Below are 19,939 nucleotides of genomic sequence, written 5' to 3'. Positions count from 1 at the left end.
GAAAATGGAAGTCATTCTCCTCGAACGCATCTCCAAGCTCGGCCAGATGGGCGAAACCGTCAAGGTTCGCGACGGCTTTGCCCGTAACTACCTGCTGCCGCTCGGCAAGGCACTGCGCGCCAATGCCGCCAACAAGGCTCGTTTCGAAGCCGAGCGCGCAACGCTCGAAGCCCGCAACCTCGAGCGCAAGAGCGAAGCCCAGAAGGTTGCCGACGTTCTCGCCGGCAAGTCCTTCATCGTCGTTCGCTCGGCTGGCGAAACCGGCCAGCTCTACGGTTCGGTCGCTGCCCGTGATGTCGTCGAAATCCTCGCCGCCGAAGGCTTCAACGTCGGCCGCAGCCAGGTTCACATGAACACGCCGATCAAGGCCATCGGCCTGCACAACGTCACGATCGGCCTTCACGCCGAAGTCGAAATCACGATCGAACTCAACGTTGCACGCTCCGCTGAAGAAGCCGAGCGTCAGGCCAAGGGCGAAACCCTCACCTCCGCCGACGCCATCTACGGCGTTGACGAAGACGCCCTGCGTCCGGAAGACTTCTTCGATCCGGAAGCTGACCGCGACGGCGACGAAGAAGCTTGATCTTCAAGCCTTTTTCGTAATTTCTAATGCAAGAAAGCCTGGGTCCCCCGACCCAGGCTTTCCTGTTTTCTGACAGAAGATGGAGCGAACGCCCAGGTCAGTCGTTATCCTTGATTTCCGGCAACGGAGCCGAATCCTTGTCGATCGAAACGACGACGGACATACCGGGCGCCAACTGGTCCGCCAGAGGCTGCCCATCCTCGATCTTGATCCTGACGCCGAGACGCTGGGCGACCTTGGTGAAATTGCCCGTGGCATTATCGGGTTTGATGACCGCAAATTCCGAGCCAGCGGCCGGGGAGAAGCGCTGGATGCGGCCCTTGATCTCGCGATGTCCGAGCGCATCCACGGAGATGGTGGCGGGCTGATCGAGCTTCATGCCATCAAGCTGCGTTTCCTTGAAATTGGCGATGACCCAGACGTCCTTCGGAACGAGGTTCATCAGCTGCGTGCCGGGCGTCACATATTGGCCAAGACGCACACCGATCTCGCCGACGCGGCCGTCCTGCGGCGCCCTGATGGTCGTATTGTCGAGATCGATATCGGCAAGCTGCACGGCCGCTTCCGCGCCACTGACACCGGCTTCCAGCGAAGCGCGGTTGACGATGATCGTCGTCAGGTTCTGCTGGGAGACATCGAGAGCGGCCTTTGCCTGATTGACCGATGCCTGCGCCTGCTGCAGCGTCGCCTGCGCCTGCTCGGAATCGCTTGTCGTCGAGACGCCTCTGGAGACGAGTGTCGTGACGCGATCGAAGGCAAGCTGGGCACGCTTCAGCGCTGCATTGGCGCTGTCGATCTGCGCCTGGCTGGAGACGATGCCGGCCTTGGCGGCCTGCTCCTGCTGCTGCGAATTGGCGAGTGCGGCCTTCTGTCCGTCCAGCGTCGCGTGGGCCTGCGCCACCTTCTGCTTGTAGATGCGGTTATCGATCTGGGCGAGCACATCGCCTTCCTTGACGAGCTTGTAGTCCTTGATCGGCACGTCGGTGATATAACCGCTGACCTGCGGGCTGATAGTCGTGACATAGCCTTTGACATAGGCGTCGTCCGTCGTCTCGACCGAGGTTTTGAACGGCGGCAGATGCCAGGCATAGAGCACCAGCATGACTCCGCCGATGCCGGCGAGAACGGCGATGACTTCGATGGGGGAGCGAACGAGCCTCGACATGGAGCTATTTCATATCCTCATGGGTTGGATGTCGCGATCTCTACCCGATCGCCGGCCAGGCGAGCCCTGACGAAACGGAAGAGAACATGGATTGAGAGGCCGGCAAGTGATAGGAAGGCGATTACGGCGGCAGTGAAGAAGGCATCTCCATAGGCAAGCATATTGGCTTCGCGGCTGACCTGCGCGCCGAGCAGCGCCAGCCCCTCCCCCTTCAGCAGCGCGCTATCCCCAATCACCTTGCCATAGGAGGATGAAAGCTGGCTGACGCGTGTGGCCACATGCGGATCCGTCAGCAGCACGCGCTCGGTCAGGACGGCCGAATGGAACTTCTCGCGAATGGTGATCAGCGTGCCGTAGAAGGCCGAGCCGACGAGGCCGCCGATGCTTTGCGTGAAGGTGAAGACGACGAAGAAGGTCACCAGATAGGGCGGGCCTTTGGATATAGCCTCCTTGAAGCCTGCCGACATGGATGGCGGCAAGAAGAGCGCCGCGCCGGCCGCCACCAGGGCCTGGCTGAGATACATCTGCTCGGGACGGGTCAGGTTCGTCACCTGAGAATCCATCAGCGAGCCCACCCCCATCAGAATAAGCGCGACGAACTGGATCTGCCACGTATAGCCATAGCTCATGAACACGGTGCAGATGAGGCCGCCGATGATCGAGAAGGCGAGGATGATCCAATAGAGCAAGGCAAGCTGGTCATAGAGCAGGCCGACCGCATTCTGATAGAAGGTCATGATGACGGAGGTCTGCTCGGCGGCAATGATGCGGAAGACCAGGAGGATCGCCGTCAGATGCAGAATTTCCGGCCGAAGCAGCCAGCGAACGTCGATCAAAGGCGTCGACCGTCTCAGTTCGACGACGATGGCAACGGTCAGGGATGCGACGGCAATAGCCAGAACGACGCCGAGCCATGGCACCTCCAGCCACCAGTAGAGGCGCCCGACCGATAGGGCGACGGCAAGACAGCCGAAACCGATCGCGACAAGAAGATAGCTGAAGATATCGCCCAGCACGATAACCTTGACGCGCGGCGGCGGCGTCAGTGGCAGCAGATAGATGATCGGCATGACGAGGAGCGCCAATGCCATTTCAAGCGTATAGAGGCCGCGCCATTCGCCATAATCGAGTAGCGAGGGCGACACGAGACGGGTGATGGGAGCGGCAAGCAGCGTGTTCATCATCGCCAGACTGACGCCGATCGTCATCTTCTTCGCCGGCTCGAAGGCCTCCAGCATATAAAGGAAGCCAAGCGTCGAGAGTGGCGCGCCGGCAATCCCGCTCAGGAAGCGGACGACGATCGCAGAATGCAGGTCGGAGACGAAGAGATTGAGCAGCGAGGCGAGCACGAAGCCGAGAATGCTGACCTCGGCGAAATTGCGCACGCCATATTGAAGGCGGATCTTTACCAGCGCGATGGCGAGGCTGACATTGGGCGCCATATAGGCAGCAGAAAGCCATGCCGACTCTGTGGTGGTCGCCGCAATGGTTCCCTGAATTTGCGTAAGGTTGGCGAAGGCGAGATTGAGACCGAGGCCCTGCGTCAGGAAGAACATGACGGACGCCGCAATATAGAGCGGCACTTTCCAGCCCGGCATAGGCGGTGGAGCGGGTGGGACGGCGTTGGCTTCCGCATTGGCGACCGGGCCCGGATCCCCGCTCATGCACTACCTCATGATTTGCCGATATTCTGAAGATTGGCAGTCATGGCACGGATAACTTTCAGCGCCATGCCGACATCCTCGTCCGAAATCCCCTCCAAGATATCCGCACGCACACTGGTGGCAAGAGCCTCAACCTCGGCGGCAACGACTTTTCCTGATTCCGTCATGAAGATCTGCTTGGCGCGGCGATCGGATACGGCGGCGCGGCGCTCAATGAAATTCTGCGCCTCCATGGCATCGAGGATGCGCACGAGCGTCGGCGTTTCCAGCTCCAGCTCGTCGGCAAGCTCCCTCTGGTTTATTCCGTCCCGGCGGGAGAGCTTGCGAAAAACCCTCGCGCGGGAAAGGGTCATGCCGTGCTCTCGAACGAGAGCGTCGAAAGCCGCCCTCAGCTTGCGATTGAACGCGGAGAGGTCGTCGAAGAGTTCTTGTCTTGATGGCGCACCTGGCATTATTGCAACTTTATACTATTAGCATCCTACCCTAATTTAAGGGGAATACCCGGATTTTCCCAGTTTTTCAAGCAGGATAGCCGCAACAGTTGATGCGCGCAGCGAAAGACCGGCTAAAATGTTCCCCACAGATAGTTTGCATAAGTGATTCGTGTGTCGATCTTTGCGTTGCAAAGTGGCCACAAGGGATTTTTTACGTGGCGGAAACTTGTCCCTGTGGACGAGTGGAACAACGTTGATAGGTCGGTATGGCCATCCGTTTGCACGGTTGACCATGACATCGGAACATCGCAAACCAGACGACACCCTAAAGCATGAAGAGATGGAAAATGAACGAAGCTGCGCGCAAGCTCGCCGCCATTGCTCCCGCCGACCAGCATTATCGCGAAGCGCCCAATAACATTGAGGCGGAACAGGCTCTGCTCGGTGCCATCCTCGTCAACAACGATGCCTATTATCGCGTCTCCGATTTCCTGAAGCCGATCCATCTCTACGAGCCGCTGCACCGGAAGATCTTCGAAGTCGCCGGTGATATCATCCGCATGGGCAAGACCGCCAACCCTGTGACCATCAAGAGCTTCGTGCCGGCTGACGAGAAGGTCGGCGACATGACGGTCGCGCAATATCTCGCGCGCCTCGCCGTAGAGGCCGTGTCGATCATCAACGCTGAAGATTACGGCCGCGCCATCTACGACCTGGCGCTGCGTCGTGCTCTGATCACCATCGGCGAAGACATGGTCAACATCGCCTATGACGCTCCGCTCGACATGCCGCCACAGACGCAGATCGAGGATACGGAGCGCCGGCTGTTCGAGCTTGCCGAGAATGGCCGCTACGACGGCGGATTCCAGTCGTTCAACGACGCCGTTGCACTGGCGATCGACATGGCGGCCGTTGCCAAGGAGCGCGACGGCGGCCTCTCCGGCATCTCCACGGGCATCCACTCGCTTGATAGCAAGATGGGCGGCCTGCAGCGCTCCGACTTGATCATCCTTGCCGGCCGTCCCGGCATGGGCAAAACCTCGCTTGCCACCAACATCGCCTATAATATCGCCGCCGCCTACGAGGGCGAAGTGCAGCCTGATGGCTCGATGAAAGCGAAGAACGGCGGCGTCGTCGGCTTCTACTCGCTGGAAATGTCATCGGAGCAGCTCGCCACCCGTATCATCTCCGAGCAGACGGAAGTCTCCTCCTCGAAGATCCGCCGCGGCGACATCAACGATGCCGATTTCGAAAAGCTGGTGGCCTGCTCGATGATGATGCAGAAGGTGCCGCTTTATATCGACCAGACGGGTGGTATTTCCATCGCCCAACTCGCCGCTCGCGCCCGCCGCCTCAAACGCCAGCGCGGCCTCGACGTTCTGGTCGTCGACTACGTGCAGCTCATGACCGGTTCGAAGAAGTCGGGCGAAAACCGCGTTCAGGAAATCACCGAGATCACCACTGGCCTGAAGGCGCTCGGCAAGGAGCTCAACGTTCCGATCGTGGCACTCTCCCAGCTCTCGCGTGCGGTCGAAAGCCGCGACGACAAGCGGCCGCAGCTTTCGGACCTTCGCGAATCCGGCTCGATCGAGCAGGACGCCGACGTGGTGCTCTTCGTGTTCCGCGAGGAGTATTACGTCAAGAACCAGGAACCGCGCGATCCGAACGACCCGAAATACGCGGAATGGGAAGCGCTGTTCGACCGCGTAAAGGGCACGGCCGATGTCATCATCGCCAAGCAGCGTCACGGACCGACGGGCACGGTGAAGCTCGCCTTCCAATCGGAATTCACCCGATTTGCCGACCTCGCCGACCCGTCTTTCACGCAGTACGAAGAACATTGACGCTTGCCGCGTCAATGTTCCACTGGGATGAGAACCGCTTCGCACTTTGCCGGAAAGGCTTCAGAGTCCCGCAGACCTCAGCAAAGCCACCGTCGCAACGCCGACGATAACGCTTGCCAGCAACGGCAAGCGGCGAGAGACGATTGCGGTGACCGTGCAGGCCAGCGTCTCCGCCCAGCCGGTAGCAAAAGCTGTGGGGGCAATGACAGCCATCAGCACGGCCGGTGGAATGGCTTCGATTGCGGTTTGCCGACGCTCGTCAAGCTTCACGTAGCGAATCAAGACGAGACCGCCAACACGGGTGAAGATCGTTGCGGCAGCCATGGCGAGGATGGCGAGCAGGGCGTGGAAATCGAGCGTCATGCCGCTTGCTCCCGCGCTCTGCCCTTCCAGAAAGCCATTGCCAGTCCCGCCAGCGCGCCGGCTGCAATATGCCAGACACCAGGCACGAACTGGTGGACCGCAACGGCTGCAATACCGCTTGCGGCAAGCACCGCCCCGGTTTCCGGTCCTTTCCAGAAGCCCATGACCAGCACGATGAAGACGGCGGGAAAAGCGAAGTCGAGACCGATGACGGCGGGATCGCCAAGAAAGGCGCCAAGCAGAGCACCCGCAAGCGACGAGCCGACCCAGGCCAAGTAGAAGGGCGTGACGATACCCGCATACCAGGCGGGACTGAGCCGCATCGTGCCGGTGCGGAATTCCGCCATGGCCCAAATCTCATCGGCGAGAAACAGCATGGCTAGATAGCGCTTGATGCCGGAGAAAGATTGCATCTTCGTGCCGATCGAAGCGCTCATCAGCAGGTGCCTGACATTGACAAGCAGGGCCGCAAAGCCGGCGCCAATCCAGCTTGCGGGATGTGTCCAGATATCCATCGCCACGAATTGCGAGCCGCCAGCGAAGACGAGCGCGCTCATCAGCGTGGTCTCCAGCGGCGAAAGCCCCTTGGTCGCCGAAACCGCGCCGAACACGAGGCCGATCGGCAGGACGGCAACGATCAGCGGAAGAATGGCACGCATCCCGGCTTTGAATTCGCCGGCCGGCCGGCTTTGCTGCAACATTGGCAACCTCCACTTCAACAATGACGGAGGGGTAGCCGACGGCAGCCGGCGCTGTATTGAACGAAAGTGATCAGACGCATTCCGGACAGAAAGCCGTTTCGCAATTGGAAATGCGCTAGCCGACGCGGAACTGGCCCGGGGTGACGCCGGTGCGCGATTTGAAGTGGCGCGTGAAATGCGCCTGATCGGCAAAACCGCATTCCATGGCGACATCGGCGGGCATGCGGCCTTCCCTGAGCAATCGGCGGGCAACGATGACACGCCGGTCGGTCAGAAAGGCATGGGGCGTAATATGATACTCCCTGCGGAAGGCGCGAATCAGGTGCGCGCGGCTCAGGCCTGCGATCTTGGCCAACTCCTCCAATCCGATATCGCTGTCGAAATTCTCAGTGAGATAATCGCGGGCGCGCGCGACGGCGCTACGCTCCTTGGTGTCGACGGGAAGGACGATCGTGCTACCATAGCGCGCAAAGAGGGCCGCCAGCACCGAGAACATGCCTTCATCGGATTCCAGCGCACCGGCGCCGCTCTCGAGTGTGCGATGCGCCTTGTGGAAGGCGCTTGCAAGCTGCGGATCGCGCAACAACGAACTGGCGAAAGATGGCGTCGCATTGAAGGCTTTGCCCGTGACGTCTTCCAGAATATCGACGAAGAGCTTCGTGTCCGGGTAGATCATGCGGTAGCGATAGCCTTCGCCGCCCGGAGCGCCGTCATGCACTACTCCAGGATTGATCATATAGAGATCGCCCGGTCCGGCTTCCTCCCGACTGCCGAGCAGCGTGGTGATCTGGCTGCCTCTTTCAATCGTCCCGATGCTGAAGGTGTCGTGCGCATGCGGCGCATATTCATGCGTCACGAAGCTTGCGCTCAGGCATTCCATGTCACGAAAGCGACCGTCTCGCCAGAAGCGGGTCGATTCCACCTTGGCAAGCGGCATGGCGTCAGCCGCCTCTTTCTGCGAAACGTTCTGCATCCCCGAAGATTAGCGCGCCGGCTCCCGCGCGTCTTGAACAAAAGTGATCGCATGTGGGAAAGGCTGGCATCCACCCGTCCGTGCTTTTTTTGAGAAGGTGTGGTCGGATCCGTCGTTCCGCTGGACGATCCGAAGATGAAAACCTAAAAAGCATTTAGGCCCAAACTCGCCTTTTGGAGGAGAAGGAAAATTGAAACGCATTGAGATGACGGTAAGCGGCGGCTGCCAGTGCGGTGCCGTGCGCTATCACGCAACTGCCATGCATGATAATTCGCATCTCTGCCATTGCCGCATGTGCCAGAAAGCCTCCGGCAACATCTTTGCCGCGCTGGTCGCCGCGCCTGATGATGCGCTCACCTGGACGCGCGGCAAGCCGAGCATCTGGAAGAGTTCTGAGCTTGTCGAGCGCGGCTTCTGCGCCAATTGCGGCACGCCATTGTTCTTCCATCACCTCGAAAACGGCCGCACCAACCTGATGATCGGTTCGCTTGATAATCCGCATGCCTTCCCGCCGCATGCCAATACCTGCACCGAGAATATGGTGACATGGTTCGATACGATCACGGGCATAGAAAATACCGGCGTGACTGAAAATAACGGCGCCGATTGGGCTGCGGCGATCAAGACGAGCAACAATCAGCATCCTGATCGCGATACCGCCTCATGGGCGGTGAGAAGGCGTGACGACTGAGCCTATTCCGGCGATCGCCAGCGGGGCACGATGCCGCTGTTCCGAAATAGCCATCATCCCGGAAACTAAAGCCTACGACAGCCTGCCTTCAAGATGATGCGCGCAGCGTGCCTGAAGGCCTGCCCTTCAGCTCATTCGTGCCGCAAAGCAGCCTGTTGGTTTCCGACCTTTAGCCGGAAGCTGTCGTCAGAAATGTGGCGGCAGTTTCTGCCTAATTCCGCATACATGCATCGCAGCACTTTTTCTTTTCATCGACGGCCAGTATCCTGACCCAAGCCAAATCACTTCCGGCCACTTCCTTGTTTAGGGCGCCCCATGACAGATAATTTCAATGACGACGATGCTTTCGCTTCCGCCGGCCTGCGGCTGACGGTGGATCTCGGCGCGCTCGTCGAAAACTGGCGCGACCTCGCGCGCCGCTCGGGGAAGGCCCGCGCGTCGGCCGTTGTCAAGGCCGATGCCTACGGGCTTGGCATCGAGGATGTCGGCGAAACGCTTTATGGCGCCGGCGCGCGCGATTTCTTCGTCGCCACCGCCGATGAAGGCGCGACCTTGCGGCTCTATGCCCCCGAGGGGCGCATCTTCGTGCTCAGCGGCATCTGGCCGGGCATGGAGCGCCGGTTCTTCGAAAACGACCTCGTACCCGTCATTGCTTCGGAAGAACAGCTGACCTTCTGGATGTCGGTTCTGTCTGATTATGGCGATTATCCCTGCGCGCTACAGGTCGACACCGGCTTCAACCGGCTCGGCCTGCCGATGGATGATGCTATCGCGCTTGCTAATGACGTCTCGCGTCCGGCAAGCTTTGCGCCGGTTCTCGTCATGAGCCATCTCGCCTGCGGCGACCATCCTTCCAATGCGATGAACTGGCAGCAGCTCGAGGCTTTCCGCAAAGTCAGTGCCGCCTTCGAAGGCATCGAGGCGAGCCTTGCCAATTCGGCCGGCATCTTTCTTGGGGCCGACTATCATTTCGATCTCACCCGCCCCGGCATCGCCACCTATGGCGGCGAGGCAGTGCCGGGCATGGCCAATCCGATGCGCCCGGTGGCGACGGCGGAGGCTCGGATCATCCAGACCCGCTCTGTCAAGGCAGGCGAGACGGTGGGGTATGGCCGCGCGCTTCAATTGACCCGCGACAGCCGACTGGCGATCGTCTCGGCAGGGTACGCCGACGGCTATATGCGCAGCCAGTCGAGTGCCGGCGTGCCATTGCGCCAAACCGGCATTGCGGGCGGTCATGGCTTCATTGCCGGGCATAAGGTACCCGTTGCCGGCCGCATCACCATGGACCTCACCATTTTCGACGTGACCGATCTACCGGAAAACCTGGTCAGAGCCGGTGACTACGTTGAACTTTTCGGCAGCAACATCTCGATCGACGAGGCCGCAAGGGCGGCAGGCACCATCGGCTATGAGATGCTGACCAGCATGGGGCTGCGGCACGAACGCCGGTATATCTCGGAAGAGACCGAGGAATAGCCCGGCTACGTCTCAGGATATTTAGCGCGCACTGATCGCCAACCGAACGCCAAGCGCCACGAACAGCGTGCCGAGACCGCGATCGAGCCAAAGGCCAAGGCTGCGATTGCGCCGAAGCGCGTCACTCAGGCGGCCGCCGAGCAGGATCAGCGGCGGCTCGATGAAAGCGGCGACGACGATAATCAGGCTTCCGTGCAGCAAAAGCTGCGCCCAGACCGGGCCGGCGCCTTCGACGACGAATTGCGGCAGGAAGGCCAGGAAGAAGATGGCGACCTTCGGATTGAGCAGCGAGACCATGATGCCCTGTCGATAGATGCGGCCCCAGGAGAGCGTCTTGCCCGCCTCCTTGATCCATGCCCCCTCGCCTTTCGAGCGCAGCGCCTGGATGCCGAGCCAGATCAGATAGGCCGCGCCGACCCATTTGACGGTCGAGAAGGCCAGCGCGGAGGCAGCAAGGATCGCCGACAGGCCGGCGGCCGCCATCAGTACATGCAGGCACGCGCCGCTCCAGATGCCGAACAGCGCTGCAAAGCCGGAGCGCATGCCGCTTCTGATCGTGTGACCGAGAATGAAGGCGATATCCGGCCCCGGCGACAGATTGAGGAGGATCGCAGCAGTCAGAAAGCCCATCCAGTGCGCAAGCGAATAGTCAAACATCGGTCATCATCCATAAAACCCGGCATAAAGGCTGACACGATCGCCGTTGATACGGAAATCATTAGTTTTGATAGGCCGGGAAAGACATTATCTGACTGCCCAAGCGATTCGTCGCGAAAAGCGAAGCATTTGAACTTGAGAATAGCATCCTATGGCTAAGGCCCGCACACAATTCATCTGCCAGAACTGCGGCACGGTCCACAATCGCTGGGCCGGCAAGTGCGACAGTTGCGGCGCGTGGAATACCATCGTCGAGGAAGATCCGATGGGCGGAATCGGCGGCGGACCAACGAAGACGCCGCGAAAGGGCAAGCCCGTCACGCTGACCACGCTTTCGGGTGAAATCGAGGAAGCGCCGCGCATCCATACCGGCATATCCGAGCTCGACCGCGCCACCGGCGGCGGTTTTGTGCGTGGCTCGGCCGTTCTCGTCGGCGGCGATCCTGGCATCGGCAAGTCGACGCTGCTGATGCAGGCGGCAGCGGCCCTCGCCCGGCAAGGACACAAGATCGTCTATGTCTCCGGCGAAGAGGCCGTGGCGCAGGTGCGCCTGCGCGCCCAACGGCTGAAGGCGGCCGATACCGAAGTGCTGCTCGCCGCCGAAACCAATGTCGAGGATATCCTGGCAACGCTGGCGGAAGGCAAGCGGCCGGATCTTGTCATCATTGATTCCATCCAGACGCTATGGAGCGAGCTTGCCGAATCCGCACCCGGCACGGTAACGCAGGTGCGTACCGGCGTGCAGGCGATGATCCGCTTCGCCAAGCAGACGGGAACTGCCATGGTGCTGGTCGGCCATGTCACCAAGGATGGCCAGATCGCCGGGCCGCGCGTCGTCGAGCATATGGTCGATGCCGTTCTCTACTTCGAAGGCGATCGGGGCCATCATTACCGTATCCTGCGCACGGTGAAGAACCGCTTCGGTCCGACCGACGAGATCGGCGTCTTCGAAATGTCCGACGCCGGGCTTCGCGACGTGCCTAATCCGTCCGAACTTTTCCTTGGTGAACGCAACGAAAAGTCGCCAGGCGCGGCGGTCTTCGCCGGCATCGAAGGCACGCGTCCTGTGCTGGTGGAGGTGCAGGCGCTGGTCGCGCCGACATCGCTCGGCACGCCGCGCCGCGCCATCGTCGGCTGGGATTCGGCGCGCCTTTCCATGATTCTCGCCGTTCTGGAAGCGCATTGCGGCGTGCGGCTCGGTCAGCACGATGTTTACCTCAATATTGCCGGCGGCTACCGCATTTCCGAGCCGGCTGCGGACCTTGCGGTCGCTTCTGCACTGGTTTCCTCCCTGGCTGGTCTTGCTCTGCCCGCCGATTGCGTCTATTTCGGCGAAGTCAGCCTGTCGGGCGCCGTCCGGCCGGTTGCGCACACCGCCCAGCGCCTCAAGGAAGCCGAGAAGCTGGGATTTTCCGCGGCCGTTCTGCCTGCCGCTTCCGCCGATCTGCCAAAGGGCAATGGCGGACGCTGGAGCGAGATCGACAGCCTACCGGATCTGGTGGCGCGCATTGCCGGATCGAAAGGTGCGCTCAAGCGCGCGGAAGACGAAGACTGAGCCTTACTTCAGCCGTTCTTGGCGAAGAAGAGGCTCATGAATTGAGGCCGATGCCGACCATGAGGTCCGGCAAGTCTTGAAGTGGATTATAGATGCCCATTACGATTTTCGACGGTATTGTTATCGGCGTTCTTCTCTTCTCCGCCATTCTGGCCATGGTTCGCGGCTTCTCGCGCGAAATTCTCTCGATCGTCAGCTGGGGCGGCTCCGCAGTCGCCGCATACTATCTCTATCCGCTGCTCGTTCCCTATGCTCTGCAATACAAGGCCGACACCAAGATCGCCACGATTGCGTCAGCCGCCGTCATCTTCCTGCTGGCGCTCATCATCATTTCCTTCATCACCATCCGGATTGCCGATTTCATTATCGACAGCCGCATCGGCGCGCTCGACCGCACGCTCGGCTTCCTCTTCGGCGCGGCACGCGGCCTGCTGCTGATGGTCGTCGTCGTTGCCTTCTGGAACTGGCTGGTGGCACCGGCCGCACGTCCGGATTGGGTCAATAACGCCAAGTCGAAGCCTTTCCTCGATTCAATGGTCGAGAAGCTGACCGCGGCGCTGCCCCAAGACATTCAGGCAAGGCTGCCGGCCGAAATCCTCAACAAGATCGCGCCAAACCAGCAGCAACAGCAGCAGCAGGGAAGCGGCGACAACGCCACGCCGAACGATACCGCGCCGTCGGATGACGCACCGGCGCCGCAGACAAACAATTGACGGTGCGTTTACAGGCTTGACCTGCCGCCCGAGAATCGCCATTTGAGCGGCGTGACAATAGAAGATCCGGCCCGATATTTTTTCCGGCCGGATTTTAAGTTATTTTAATGGTCACTCGTGACGCCGCCCCGATCCGCCCACGTTGAGAGCAAAGGCCCGCAGCCATGAACCATTCCGTTTCCTTCGAGGACGATATCGACGGCGACACGCTGCATGAGGAATGCGGCGTCTTCGGCATCTTGGGGCACCCGGATGCGGCAACACTGACGGCGCTCGGCCTGCACGCCTTGCAGCATCGCGGCCAGGAAGCGGCCGGCATCGTCTCCTTCGATGGTCAGCGCTTCCACTCGGAGCGGCGGATGGGTCTGGTCGGCGACCACTACACCGACCCCGCCACCCTCGCCCGCCTCCCCGGTGACCGCTCGATCGGTCATGTACGCTACTCCACCACCGGCGAGACCATCCTTCGCAATGTCCAGCCGCTGTTTGCCGAGCTGGAAGTCGGCGGCATCGCCATTGCCCATAACGGCAATTTCACCAACGGCCTGACCATGCGCCGTCAGCTGATTGCCGATGGTGCCATCTGTCAGTCGACCTCGGATACCGAAGTCGTCCTGCATCTCATCGCCCGCTCCAAGCATCCCTCCTCCTCGGATCGTTTCATCGATGCTATCAGGCAGATGGAAGGCGGCTATTCGATGCTCGCCATGACGCGCACCAAGCTGATCGCCGCCCGCGATCCGATCGGCATCCGGCCGCTGGTCATGGGCGAACTCGACGGCAAGCCCATCTTCTGCTCGGAGACCTGTGCTCTCGACATCATCGGCGCAAAATATGTCCGCGACGTTGAAAACGGCGAGGTCATCATCTGCGAGATCCAGCCTGATGGTTCGATCACCATCGACGCCCGCAAGCCGGAAGTTTCACAACCCGAGCGTCTCTGCCTGTTCGAATATGTCTATTTCGCCCGTCCCGATTCCGTCGTCGGCGGCCGCAACGTTTATGTCGCCCGCAAGAACATGGGCATCAACCTTGCCAAGGAAGCGCCTGTCGCGGCCGACGTGGTCGTGCCGGTGCCGGATGGAGGCACACCGGCCGCCATCGGCTATGCGCAGGCAAGCGGCATTCCCTTCGAGCTCGGCATCATCCGCAACCATTATGTCGGCCGCACCTTCATTGAACCCACGCAGCAGATCCGCGCCTTCGGCGTCAAGCTCAAGCATTCCGCCAATCGCGAAATCATCGCCGGCAAGCGCGTGGTGCTCGTCGACGATTCCATCGTGCGCGGCACGACATCGGTGAAGATCGTGCAGATGATCCGCGATGCCGGCGCCAGCGAGGTGCATATCCGCGTCGCCAGCCCGATGATCTTCCATCCGGATTTCTACGGCATCGACACACCGGACGCCGACAAGCTGTTGGCAAACCAGTACACGAGCCTGAAGGCCATGTGCGAGTATATCGGCGCGGATTCGCTGGAGTTCCTGTCCATCGACGGCCTTTACCAGGCCGTCGGCGGCGAGCCGCGCAACAATGCGCAGCCGCAGTTCACCGACCATTACTTTACCGGTGACTATCCGACGCGTCTGCTCGACAAGGAAAGCACCAGCAACGTGCGCAAGCTCTCCGTCCTCGCGAGCAACGGCTGACAAGCCCAAGTAACGGCTGACAGGGGCGCCCTGCCCCTTTCTCTTTCCACGCATTCGGATCAAGGCAGCATGAGCGTCAATCTCAAGGACAAGATCGCCCTCGTCACCGGCGCATCGCGCGGTATCGGCTATTTCACGGCACTGGAGCTGGCCAAGGCCGGCGCGCATGTGATCGCCTGCGCCCGCACGGTCGGGGGCCTTGAGGAGCTTGACGATGCCATCAAGGCTGCCGGCGGCTCGGCGACCCTTGTGCCCTTCGATCTTGCCGACATGAATGCCATCGATGCGCTCGGCGCCTCCATCTACGAGCGCTGGGGCAAGCTCGACATCCTCATCGCCAATGCCGGCGTGCTTGGCGTGATCTCGCCGATCGGCCATGTCGAAGCCAAGGTGTTCGAAAAGGTGATGACGATCAATGTCACCGCCACTTGGCGGCTGATCCGTTCCGTGGAGCCGCTGCTGATGCGCGCCGAGGCGGGCCGCGCCGTTATCCTCTCTTCGGCCGCCGCCCATCGCTGCCGGCCCTTCTGGGGGCCCTACTCCGCCTCCAAGGCCGCCGTCGAGGCGCTGGCCCGCACCTGGGCCGGGGAAACGCAGAGCACGCCGCTGCGCATCACCAGCGTCGATCCGGGCGCTACCCGCACCGCCATGCGCGCCCAGGCCATGCCCGGCGAAGATCCGGATACGCTGCCGCATCCGCGAGAGGTCGCTCAGGCGATCCTGCCTCTGGTCGGCCCCGACGCCACCGAAACCGGCAAGCTTTTCGTCGTGCGCGAGAACAGGCTCGTCGACTATCGAATGCCGGAATAAAAACGTCTCAGCCTTTACGTGAGACACCTTATCCCTACTTGACCAAATTCATCCGGCGCGCGATAAAGCCGCCCATGAAAACGGTTATCTGCATTATCTGCCGGAAGATTATTCGCTAGCGTTTCGCTGGCCTGGCCGTTTTCGTCTCCCAAAATCCAAGATGACAAACGTCCGGCCTGCCGGTGACGGTATTTTTTCGGATTATGCCTTGGGAGAGTGACATGGCCGCCGAGCCGCAATTGAAGTTCTACAACACGCTGACGCGCGAAAAGGCCGATTTTCAGCCGATTGACCGCAATAACGTCCGCATGTATGTCTGCGGCCCCACGGTCTATGACTTCGCCCATATCGGCAATGCCCGCCCGGCGATCGTCTTCGACGTGCTGTTCCGGCTGCTGCGGCACGTCTACGGCGAGAGCCGTGTCACCTACGTCCGCAACATCACCGACGTCGACGACAAGATCAATGCGCGTGCGCTGCGCGACCATCCCGGCCTGCCGCTGAACGATGCGATCCGCCTGGTGACGGAGAAGACCGAACGGCAGTACCGCGAAGACACGACGGCGCTCGGCTGCCTGGAGCCATCGGTGCAACCGCGTGCGACCGACAATATCGCACAGATGATCGCGATCATCGAAACGCTGATCGAGAAAGGTCATGCCTATCGGGCGGCCGGCGAGGTGCTGTTCGATACCAAGTCGATGGCCGATTATGGGCAACTTTCGAAGCGCAATCTCGATGAGCAGCAGGCCGGCGCACGCGTCGCCGTCGACGAGCACAAGAAGAGCCCCGGCGATTTCGTTCTGTGGAAACTTTCGGACGAGAACGAACCCGGCTGGGAAAGCCCCTGGGGCCGCGGTCGTCCGGGCTGGCATATCGAATGCTCGGCCATGAGCGGACGCTATCTCGGTGATGTCTTTGACATTCACGGCGGCGGGCTCGACCTGATCTTCCCGCATCATGAAAACGAAATCGCGCAATCGCGCTGCGCGCATGGCACGCATGCCATGGCCAATGTCTGGATGCATAACGGCTTCGTGCAGGTCGAAGGCCGCAAGATGTCGAAATCGGAAGGCAATTTCGTCACCATCTACGAGCTGCTGCAGACGGAAAAGCTCGGCGGCCGGACCTGGCCGGGCGAGGTGCTGAGGCTTGCCATGCTGATGACACATTATCGCGAGCCGATCGATTTCTCTGTGAAGCGTCTGGAAGAGGCCGAACGGCTAATCGCCAAATGGCCGGCGGGGGATGCCAGCGGTGCCGCGCCGGATCAGACAGTCCTTGCCGCTCTCGGCGACGATCTCAACACCGTCGCCGCCATCCAGGCGCTGCATGCCCTGGCGCAAGCAACCAATGCCGATGCCAATCTCCTGCCTGTCTTCACGGCCAGCGCCGATCTTCTCGGCCTGCTGCCGAAGAAGGCGGAGATGGACGAAGCTGTGGTCGCGGAGATCGATACCAAGGTACGTCAGCGACTGGAGTTGTTGAAGGCAAAGAACTTCGCCGAAGCCGACAAGCTTCGCGAGGAGCTGACGGCCATGGGTATCCAGCTCAAGGATGGTAAGGATCCAACGACGGGCGAGCGTATCACGACTTGGGAGATCAAGCGGTGAGTCTGGTTACCCCCCTCTGTCACTTCGTGACATCTCCCCCACAAGGGGGGAGATTGGGGGAGTTTGCCGACCGCTCTAGTTCCAAGCTGCCTTCTATTTCAGCAGCAATACGTTTCCGCCTGCGCGGGAAAGAAGATGGAGGGCTAACAGCTCGCCGCGAACAATCTCCCCCCTTGTGGGGGAGATGTCACGAAGTGACAGAGGGGGGTACTTTGCCGCATACTCCAGTCCCGCCGAAAGCCCGAAGCAATGCACGCCGCATGCGCAAGGTCAGGACGGATGCGGAACTGCGTCTATGGAACGAATTGCGTGCCCATCGCCTCATGGGCCTCGGCTTCCGCCGCCAGTTGCCCATCGCTGGATATATTGTCGATTTCGCATGCCCTGCCGAAAGGCTGATTGTCGAAGTCGACGGCTCCCAGCACGGCAATGATCGTGATCAGACCTATGACCAGATTCGCACCCGCCGCCTCGAAGCCGATGGCTGGACTATCCTGCGCTTCTGGAATGACGATGTCCTGAAGGATATCGATAACGTCTGCATGCATATCCTGATCGTCAGCGGAAAGGATAAGTTATGACCGTCTCGACCTACACCGGCGGCTGTCAGTGCGGCGCGGTTCGCTTCCGGGTGCGGGGCGAGCTGAAGGATGCGTCGATCTGTCATTGCCGCATGTGTCAGAAGGCTTTCGGCGCCTACTACGCGCCGCTGGTCTCGACGCGTGGTGCCGAGCTCGCATGGACACGTGGCGGGCGGAAGCTGTTCCAATCGTCCAATTATGTGAAGCGCGGCTTCTGCGGGGATTGCGGAACGCCGCTGACCTATGAAGCGCCCGATGGCATTGCAATCGCGGCTGGTGCTTTCGATAACCCCTCGCAGCTGCCGCCTGTCGTCCAATATGGCACGGAAGCCAAGATCGGCTTCGTCGATCGGCTGCATCTGCTGCCCGGACACTCGACGGAGGAGGATGCCGCGCAGGCACCCTTCGTATTGAACATCATATCCAACCAGCATCCCGATCACGATACGGCAACGTGGCCACCGGAGAGCAGCAAATGACAATGGCAGCGGGATATAGCGGCGGATGCCAATGTGGCGCGGTTCGTTATCGCACCGCCGGCGCGCTCGGCTATCCGCATCTTTGTCATTGCCGCATGTGCCAGAAAGCATCCGGCAATTATGCCCTGCCGCTGGGAAACGCCAAACGGGCCGATTTCGAGCTGACACGCGGCGAACCCTCATGGTTTCATTCGTCCGATCTCGTGCGCCGCGGCTTTTGCGGCACCTGCGGCACGCCCCTGTTCTATGATGTGCCCGGCACGGATTCCATCAATGTGACGCTTGGTTCACTGGATGAGCCAACGCTGGTCCAACCCATCGCGCAATCGAACCGCGCGGCAAAGATGCCCTGGTTCCATGCACTCGATGCGCTGCCGATGGAACCGGACGAGGATAGCTCGGACCGTGCGATATCGATCAAGCTGTCCAATCATCAGCATCCTGATCACGATACCTCAAGCTGGCCAGAGGAGAAGAGCCATGAGTGAAGCTACCAGAAGCGGAGGATGCCAATGCGGCGCGGTACGGTTTCGCATCCGCGGCCAGCTCGGCCGCCCCTCAATCTGCCATTGCCGCATGTGCCAGAAGCAGTTCGGCAATTTCTTCTCCGCGCTTGTTACCGCCCCTGAAGACGGCGTGGAATGGACGCGCGGCGAACCGAGCTATTTCCAGTCTTCCGTCAATATCGACCGCGGCTTCTGCAAGAACTGCGGCACGCCGTTGACCTACCGTCATCCGGGCGGCCTCGAAATCGCCATCGGCGCCTTCGACGAGCGCGACGATCTCGCCCCGCAGATCCAGGTCAACCATGCGTATCGACTGCCTTGGGTAGAGACGATTTTCGAAAAGCCCATTCATCAGGATCCGGATTTCTATTCGCGGCAGGAGCAGATCATTTCCTTCCAGCATCCCGATCATGACACCGATGTCTGGCCGGCCGAGGGGCTGAAAATATGACCGAAGTCCTGCGCACATTCTATCCGGAGATCGAACCTTACGCCTCCGGCCATCTCGATGTCGGCGATGGTCATGTGATCTATTGGGAACGGGTGGGAACGCCTGGCGCCAAGCCCGCCGTCTTCCTGCATGGCGGACCCGGCGGCGGCATTTCGCCCAGCCATCGCCGCGTGTTCGATCCGGCGCTTTACGACGTGACCCTATTCGATCAGCGCGGCTGTGGGCGCTCGACGCCGCATGCCGACTTGGAAGCCAATACCACCTGGCATCTAGTCGACGATATCGAGCGGCTGCGCAAAATGGCCGGCGTTGAGAAATGGCTTGTTTTCGGCGGCTCCTGGGGCTCGACGCTGGCGCTCGCCTATTCCGAAACGCATCCGGATCGCGTTACCGAACTGGTCGTGCGCGGCATCTATACGCTGACGAAAGCCGAACTGGACTGGTACTATCAGTTCGGCGTCTCCGAAATGTTCCCCGACAAATGGGAGCGTTTCGTGGCACCCATTCCGCCGGAAGAGCGTCATGAGATGATGGCCGCCTATCATCGGCTGCTGACGCATCCGGACAAGGCTGCCCGCCTGGAAGCCGCAAAGGCATGGTCGATCTGGGAAGGCGAGACGATCACGCTTCTGCCGGAACCTGCCGTCAGTGCCCAGTTCGAAGATGCGGAATATGCGCATGCCTTCGCCCGTATCGAGAACCATTTCTTCGTCAACGCCGGCTGGCTCGAAGAGGGCCAACTCCTGCGCGACGCCTACAAGTTAAAAGACATTCCCGGCGTCATCGTCCATGGGCGCTACGACATGCCCTGCCCGGCGCGATATGCCTGGGCGCTGCACAAGGCTTGGCCGAAAGCGGAATTTCACCTGGTCGAGGGTGCCGGCCATGCTTCGTCGGAGCCTGGCATTCTCGATCAGCTAATCCGCGCGACGGACAGGTTTGCCGGGAAAGTATAATGCCGAATAAGGCCCCTCACCCTAGCCCTCTCCCCGCATGCGGGGAGAGGGAACAAGCTCACAAGCCCCTTC

21 protein-coding genes are annotated in these 19,939 nt (G+C 60.7%); 14 read left to right on the top strand and 7 right to left on the bottom strand.

The features are described from left to right. Window positions 1-4 precede the first annotated feature (4 nt). Window positions 5-583 (top strand): 50S ribosomal protein L9, encoded by a 579-nt coding sequence (gene rplI / locus AC13RC_RS03430; protein ID WP_069616184.1) that lies wholly within the window; start codon window positions 5-7, stop codon window positions 581-583. A gap of 97 nt (window positions 584-680) precedes the next feature. Here rplI and AC13RC_RS03425 read toward each other — a convergent pair whose 3' ends face one another. Genes AC13RC_RS03425 through AC13RC_RS03415 form a run of 3 tightly spaced genes read right to left on the bottom strand, consistent with a single transcriptional unit; the run spans window position 681 to window position 3,864 of the window. Further along, entirely contained in the window at window positions 681-1,748 is a 1,068-nt protein-coding gene (locus tag AC13RC_RS03425; RefSeq protein WP_488556493.1) for an HlyD family secretion protein, read from the bottom strand. Window positions 1,749-1,765: 17 nt separating this feature from the next. Further along, window positions 1,766-3,412 (bottom strand): MFS transporter, encoded by a 1,647-nt coding sequence (locus AC13RC_RS03420; RefSeq protein ID WP_488556492.1) that lies wholly within the window; start codon window positions 3,410-3,412, stop codon window positions 1,766-1,768. Window positions 3,413-3,420: 8 nt separating this feature from the next. Next, complete coding sequence (locus AC13RC_RS03415) at window positions 3,421-3,864, bottom strand: MarR family winged helix-turn-helix transcriptional regulator (protein WP_069616181.1); 444 nt, start codon at window positions 3,862-3,864, stop codon at window positions 3,421-3,423. 329 nt (window positions 3,865-4,193) lie between these two features. Between AC13RC_RS03415 and AC13RC_RS03410 the strand changes: the two genes are divergently transcribed. After that, window positions 4,194-5,690, top strand: coding sequence for a replicative DNA helicase (locus AC13RC_RS03410; protein WP_069616180.1), 1,497 nt, complete (start codon window positions 4,194-4,196; stop codon window positions 5,688-5,690). Window positions 5,691-5,750: 60 nt separating this feature from the next. Here the strand turns inward: AC13RC_RS03410 and AC13RC_RS03405 are convergent, their stop codons facing one another. The 3 genes from AC13RC_RS03405 to AC13RC_RS03395 all read right to left on the bottom strand — a co-directional run bounded on the left by AC13RC_RS03405 (window position 5,751) and on the right by AC13RC_RS03395 (window position 7,691). Next, window positions 5,751-6,053, bottom strand: a complete 303-nt coding sequence (locus AC13RC_RS03405) for an AzlD family protein (RefSeq protein WP_488556491.1) — start codon at window positions 6,051-6,053, stop codon at window positions 5,751-5,753. Beyond that, window positions 6,050-6,754: an AzlC family ABC transporter permease gene (locus tag AC13RC_RS03400; protein ID WP_488556490.1), complete on the bottom strand. Its 705-nt coding sequence runs from the start codon at window positions 6,752-6,754 to the stop codon at window positions 6,050-6,052. The genes AC13RC_RS03405 and AC13RC_RS03400 overlap by 4 nt, the downstream gene beginning before the upstream one ends. A gap of 115 nt (window positions 6,755-6,869) precedes the next feature. Further along, a complete protein-coding gene (locus AC13RC_RS03395) occupies window positions 6,870-7,691 on the bottom strand; it encodes an AraC family transcriptional regulator (protein ID WP_145631826.1) in 822 nt (273 codons plus the stop codon). A 226-nt stretch (window positions 7,692-7,917) separates the two neighbouring features. On the opposite strand from AC13RC_RS03395, the gene AC13RC_RS03390 reads away from it, so the two are divergent. Together AC13RC_RS03390 and alr are read left to right on the top strand one after the other, a co-directional pair. Further along, window positions 7,918-8,418 carry a GFA family protein gene (locus AC13RC_RS03390; RefSeq protein WP_069616177.1) on the top strand — a complete coding sequence of 167 codons (501 nt, stop codon included), beginning with the start codon at window positions 7,918-7,920 and terminating at the stop codon, window positions 8,416-8,418. A gap of 315 nt (window positions 8,419-8,733) precedes the next feature. Then, window positions 8,734-9,897: an alanine racemase gene (gene alr / locus AC13RC_RS03385; protein WP_488556489.1), complete on the top strand. Its 1,164-nt coding sequence runs from the start codon at window positions 8,734-8,736 to the stop codon at window positions 9,895-9,897. A 21-nt stretch (window positions 9,898-9,918) separates the two neighbouring features. On the opposite strand, the gene AC13RC_RS03380 is transcribed toward alr, so the two are convergent. Further along, window positions 9,919-10,554, bottom strand: coding sequence for a LysE family translocator (locus AC13RC_RS03380; RefSeq protein ID WP_488556488.1), 636 nt, complete (start codon window positions 10,552-10,554; stop codon window positions 9,919-9,921). Between the two features lie 151 nt (window positions 10,555-10,705). Here AC13RC_RS03380 and radA point away from each other — a divergent pair, with 151 nt between their 5' ends. The 10 genes from radA (at window position 10,706) to pip (ending at window position 19,867) form a co-directional block, all read left to right on the top strand. Further along, a complete protein-coding gene (gene radA / locus AC13RC_RS03375; protein ID WP_113351685.1) occupies window positions 10,706-12,109 on the top strand; it encodes a DNA repair protein RadA in 1,404 nt (467 codons plus the stop codon). A 92-nt stretch (window positions 12,110-12,201) separates the two neighbouring features. Beyond that, on the top strand, window positions 12,202-12,822 hold the full coding sequence (locus AC13RC_RS03370; protein ID WP_069616173.1) for a CvpA family protein: 621 nt from the start codon (window positions 12,202-12,204) through the stop codon (window positions 12,820-12,822). A gap of 164 nt (window positions 12,823-12,986) precedes the next feature. Further along, window positions 12,987-14,471, top strand: a complete 1,485-nt coding sequence (gene purF, locus AC13RC_RS03365; protein WP_113351684.1) for an amidophosphoribosyltransferase — start codon at window positions 12,987-12,989, stop codon at window positions 14,469-14,471. A gap of 69 nt (window positions 14,472-14,540) precedes the next feature. Then, window positions 14,541-15,281, top strand: a complete 741-nt coding sequence (locus tag AC13RC_RS03360) for an SDR family NAD(P)-dependent oxidoreductase (protein WP_488556487.1) — start codon at window positions 14,541-14,543, stop codon at window positions 15,279-15,281. A gap of 221 nt (window positions 15,282-15,502) precedes the next feature. Beyond that, entirely contained in the window at window positions 15,503-16,894 is a 1,392-nt protein-coding gene (cysS, locus tag AC13RC_RS03355; protein ID WP_488556486.1) for a cysteine--tRNA ligase, read from the top strand. A 260-nt stretch (window positions 16,895-17,154) separates the two neighbouring features. Further along, window positions 17,155-17,475, top strand: a complete 321-nt coding sequence (locus AC13RC_RS03350; RefSeq protein ID WP_488556485.1) for an endonuclease domain-containing protein — start codon at window positions 17,155-17,157, stop codon at window positions 17,473-17,475. Beyond that, window positions 17,472-17,954 (top strand): GFA family protein, encoded by a 483-nt coding sequence (locus AC13RC_RS03345; protein ID WP_488556484.1) that lies wholly within the window; start codon window positions 17,472-17,474, stop codon window positions 17,952-17,954. The genes AC13RC_RS03350 and AC13RC_RS03345 overlap by 4 nt, the downstream gene beginning before the upstream one ends. Then, the gene (locus AC13RC_RS03340; RefSeq protein WP_488556483.1) at window positions 17,951-18,442 is read left to right on the top strand and encodes a GFA family protein; all 492 of its coding nucleotides are present in this window, start codon (window positions 17,951-17,953) and stop codon (window positions 18,440-18,442) included. The genes AC13RC_RS03345 and AC13RC_RS03340 overlap by 4 nt, the downstream gene beginning before the upstream one ends. Continuing rightward, window positions 18,435-18,911: a GFA family protein gene (locus AC13RC_RS03335; protein WP_069616166.1), complete on the top strand. Its 477-nt coding sequence runs from the start codon at window positions 18,435-18,437 to the stop codon at window positions 18,909-18,911. Before AC13RC_RS03340 ends, AC13RC_RS03335 begins: the two co-directional genes overlap by 8 nt. Beyond that, window positions 18,908-19,867 carry a prolyl aminopeptidase gene (pip, locus tag AC13RC_RS03330; RefSeq protein ID WP_488556482.1) on the top strand — a complete coding sequence of 320 codons (960 nt, stop codon included), beginning with the start codon at window positions 18,908-18,910 and terminating at the stop codon, window positions 19,865-19,867. The genes AC13RC_RS03335 and pip overlap by 4 nt, the downstream gene beginning before the upstream one ends. Window positions 19,868-19,939 lie beyond the last annotated feature (72 nt).

This window comes from Martinezella sp. CNPSo 3890 (genome assembly GCF_057784455.1).
Note: the sequence above shows the minus strand (reverse complement) of the source record. Positions and strands in the feature narration are given on the sequence as shown.

Excerpts from the sequence above, each read along its gene's own strand:
- rplI (WP_069616184.1), top strand. The coding sequence starts at position 5 with ATGGAAGTCATTCTCCTCGAACGCATCTCCAAGCTCGGCCAGATGGGC.
- AC13RC_RS03370 (WP_069616173.1), top strand. The coding sequence starts at position 12,202 with ATGCCCATTACGATTTTCGACGGTATTGTTATCGGCGTTCTTCTCTTC.
- alr (WP_488556489.1), top strand. The coding sequence starts at position 8,734 with ATGACAGATAATTTCAATGACGACGATGCTTTCGCTTCCGCCGGCCTG.
- AC13RC_RS03400 (WP_488556490.1), bottom strand. The coding sequence starts at position 6,754 with ATGTTGCAGCAAAGCCGGCCGGCCGGCGAATTCAAAGCCGGGATGCGT.
- AC13RC_RS03415 (WP_069616181.1), bottom strand. The coding sequence starts at position 3,864 with ATGCCAGGTGCGCCATCAAGACAAGAACTCTTCGACGACCTCTCCGCG.
- AC13RC_RS03350 (WP_488556485.1), top strand. The coding sequence starts at position 17,155 with ATGCGCAAGGTCAGGACGGATGCGGAACTGCGTCTATGGAACGAATTG.
- AC13RC_RS03395 (WP_145631826.1), bottom strand. The coding sequence starts at position 7,691 with ATGCCGCTTGCCAAGGTGGAATCGACCCGCTTCTGGCGAGACGGTCGC.
- AC13RC_RS03335 (WP_069616166.1), top strand. The coding sequence starts at position 18,435 with ATGAGTGAAGCTACCAGAAGCGGAGGATGCCAATGCGGCGCGGTACGG.
- AC13RC_RS03425 (WP_488556493.1), bottom strand. The coding sequence starts at position 1,748 with ATGTCGAGGCTCGTTCGCTCCCCCATCGAAGTCATCGCCGTTCTCGCC.
- AC13RC_RS03410 (WP_069616180.1), top strand. The coding sequence starts at position 4,194 with ATGAACGAAGCTGCGCGCAAGCTCGCCGCCATTGCTCCCGCCGACCAG.
- AC13RC_RS03345 (WP_488556484.1), top strand. The coding sequence starts at position 17,472 with ATGACCGTCTCGACCTACACCGGCGGCTGTCAGTGCGGCGCGGTTCGC.
- AC13RC_RS03380 (WP_488556488.1), bottom strand. The coding sequence starts at position 10,554 with ATGTTTGACTATTCGCTTGCGCACTGGATGGGCTTTCTGACTGCTGCG.
- AC13RC_RS03340 (WP_488556483.1), top strand. The coding sequence starts at position 17,951 with ATGACAATGGCAGCGGGATATAGCGGCGGATGCCAATGTGGCGCGGTT.
- purF (WP_113351684.1), top strand. The coding sequence starts at position 12,987 with ATGAACCATTCCGTTTCCTTCGAGGACGATATCGACGGCGACACGCTG.
- AC13RC_RS03360 (WP_488556487.1), top strand. The coding sequence starts at position 14,541 with ATGAGCGTCAATCTCAAGGACAAGATCGCCCTCGTCACCGGCGCATCG.
- pip (WP_488556482.1), top strand. The coding sequence starts at position 18,908 with ATGACCGAAGTCCTGCGCACATTCTATCCGGAGATCGAACCTTACGCC.
- AC13RC_RS03405 (WP_488556491.1), bottom strand. The coding sequence starts at position 6,053 with ATGACGCTCGATTTCCACGCCCTGCTCGCCATCCTCGCCATGGCTGCC.
- cysS (WP_488556486.1), top strand. The coding sequence starts at position 15,503 with ATGGCCGCCGAGCCGCAATTGAAGTTCTACAACACGCTGACGCGCGAA.
- AC13RC_RS03420 (WP_488556492.1), bottom strand. The coding sequence starts at position 3,412 with ATGAGCGGGGATCCGGGCCCGGTCGCCAATGCGGAAGCCAACGCCGTC.
- radA (WP_113351685.1), top strand. The coding sequence starts at position 10,706 with ATGGCTAAGGCCCGCACACAATTCATCTGCCAGAACTGCGGCACGGTC.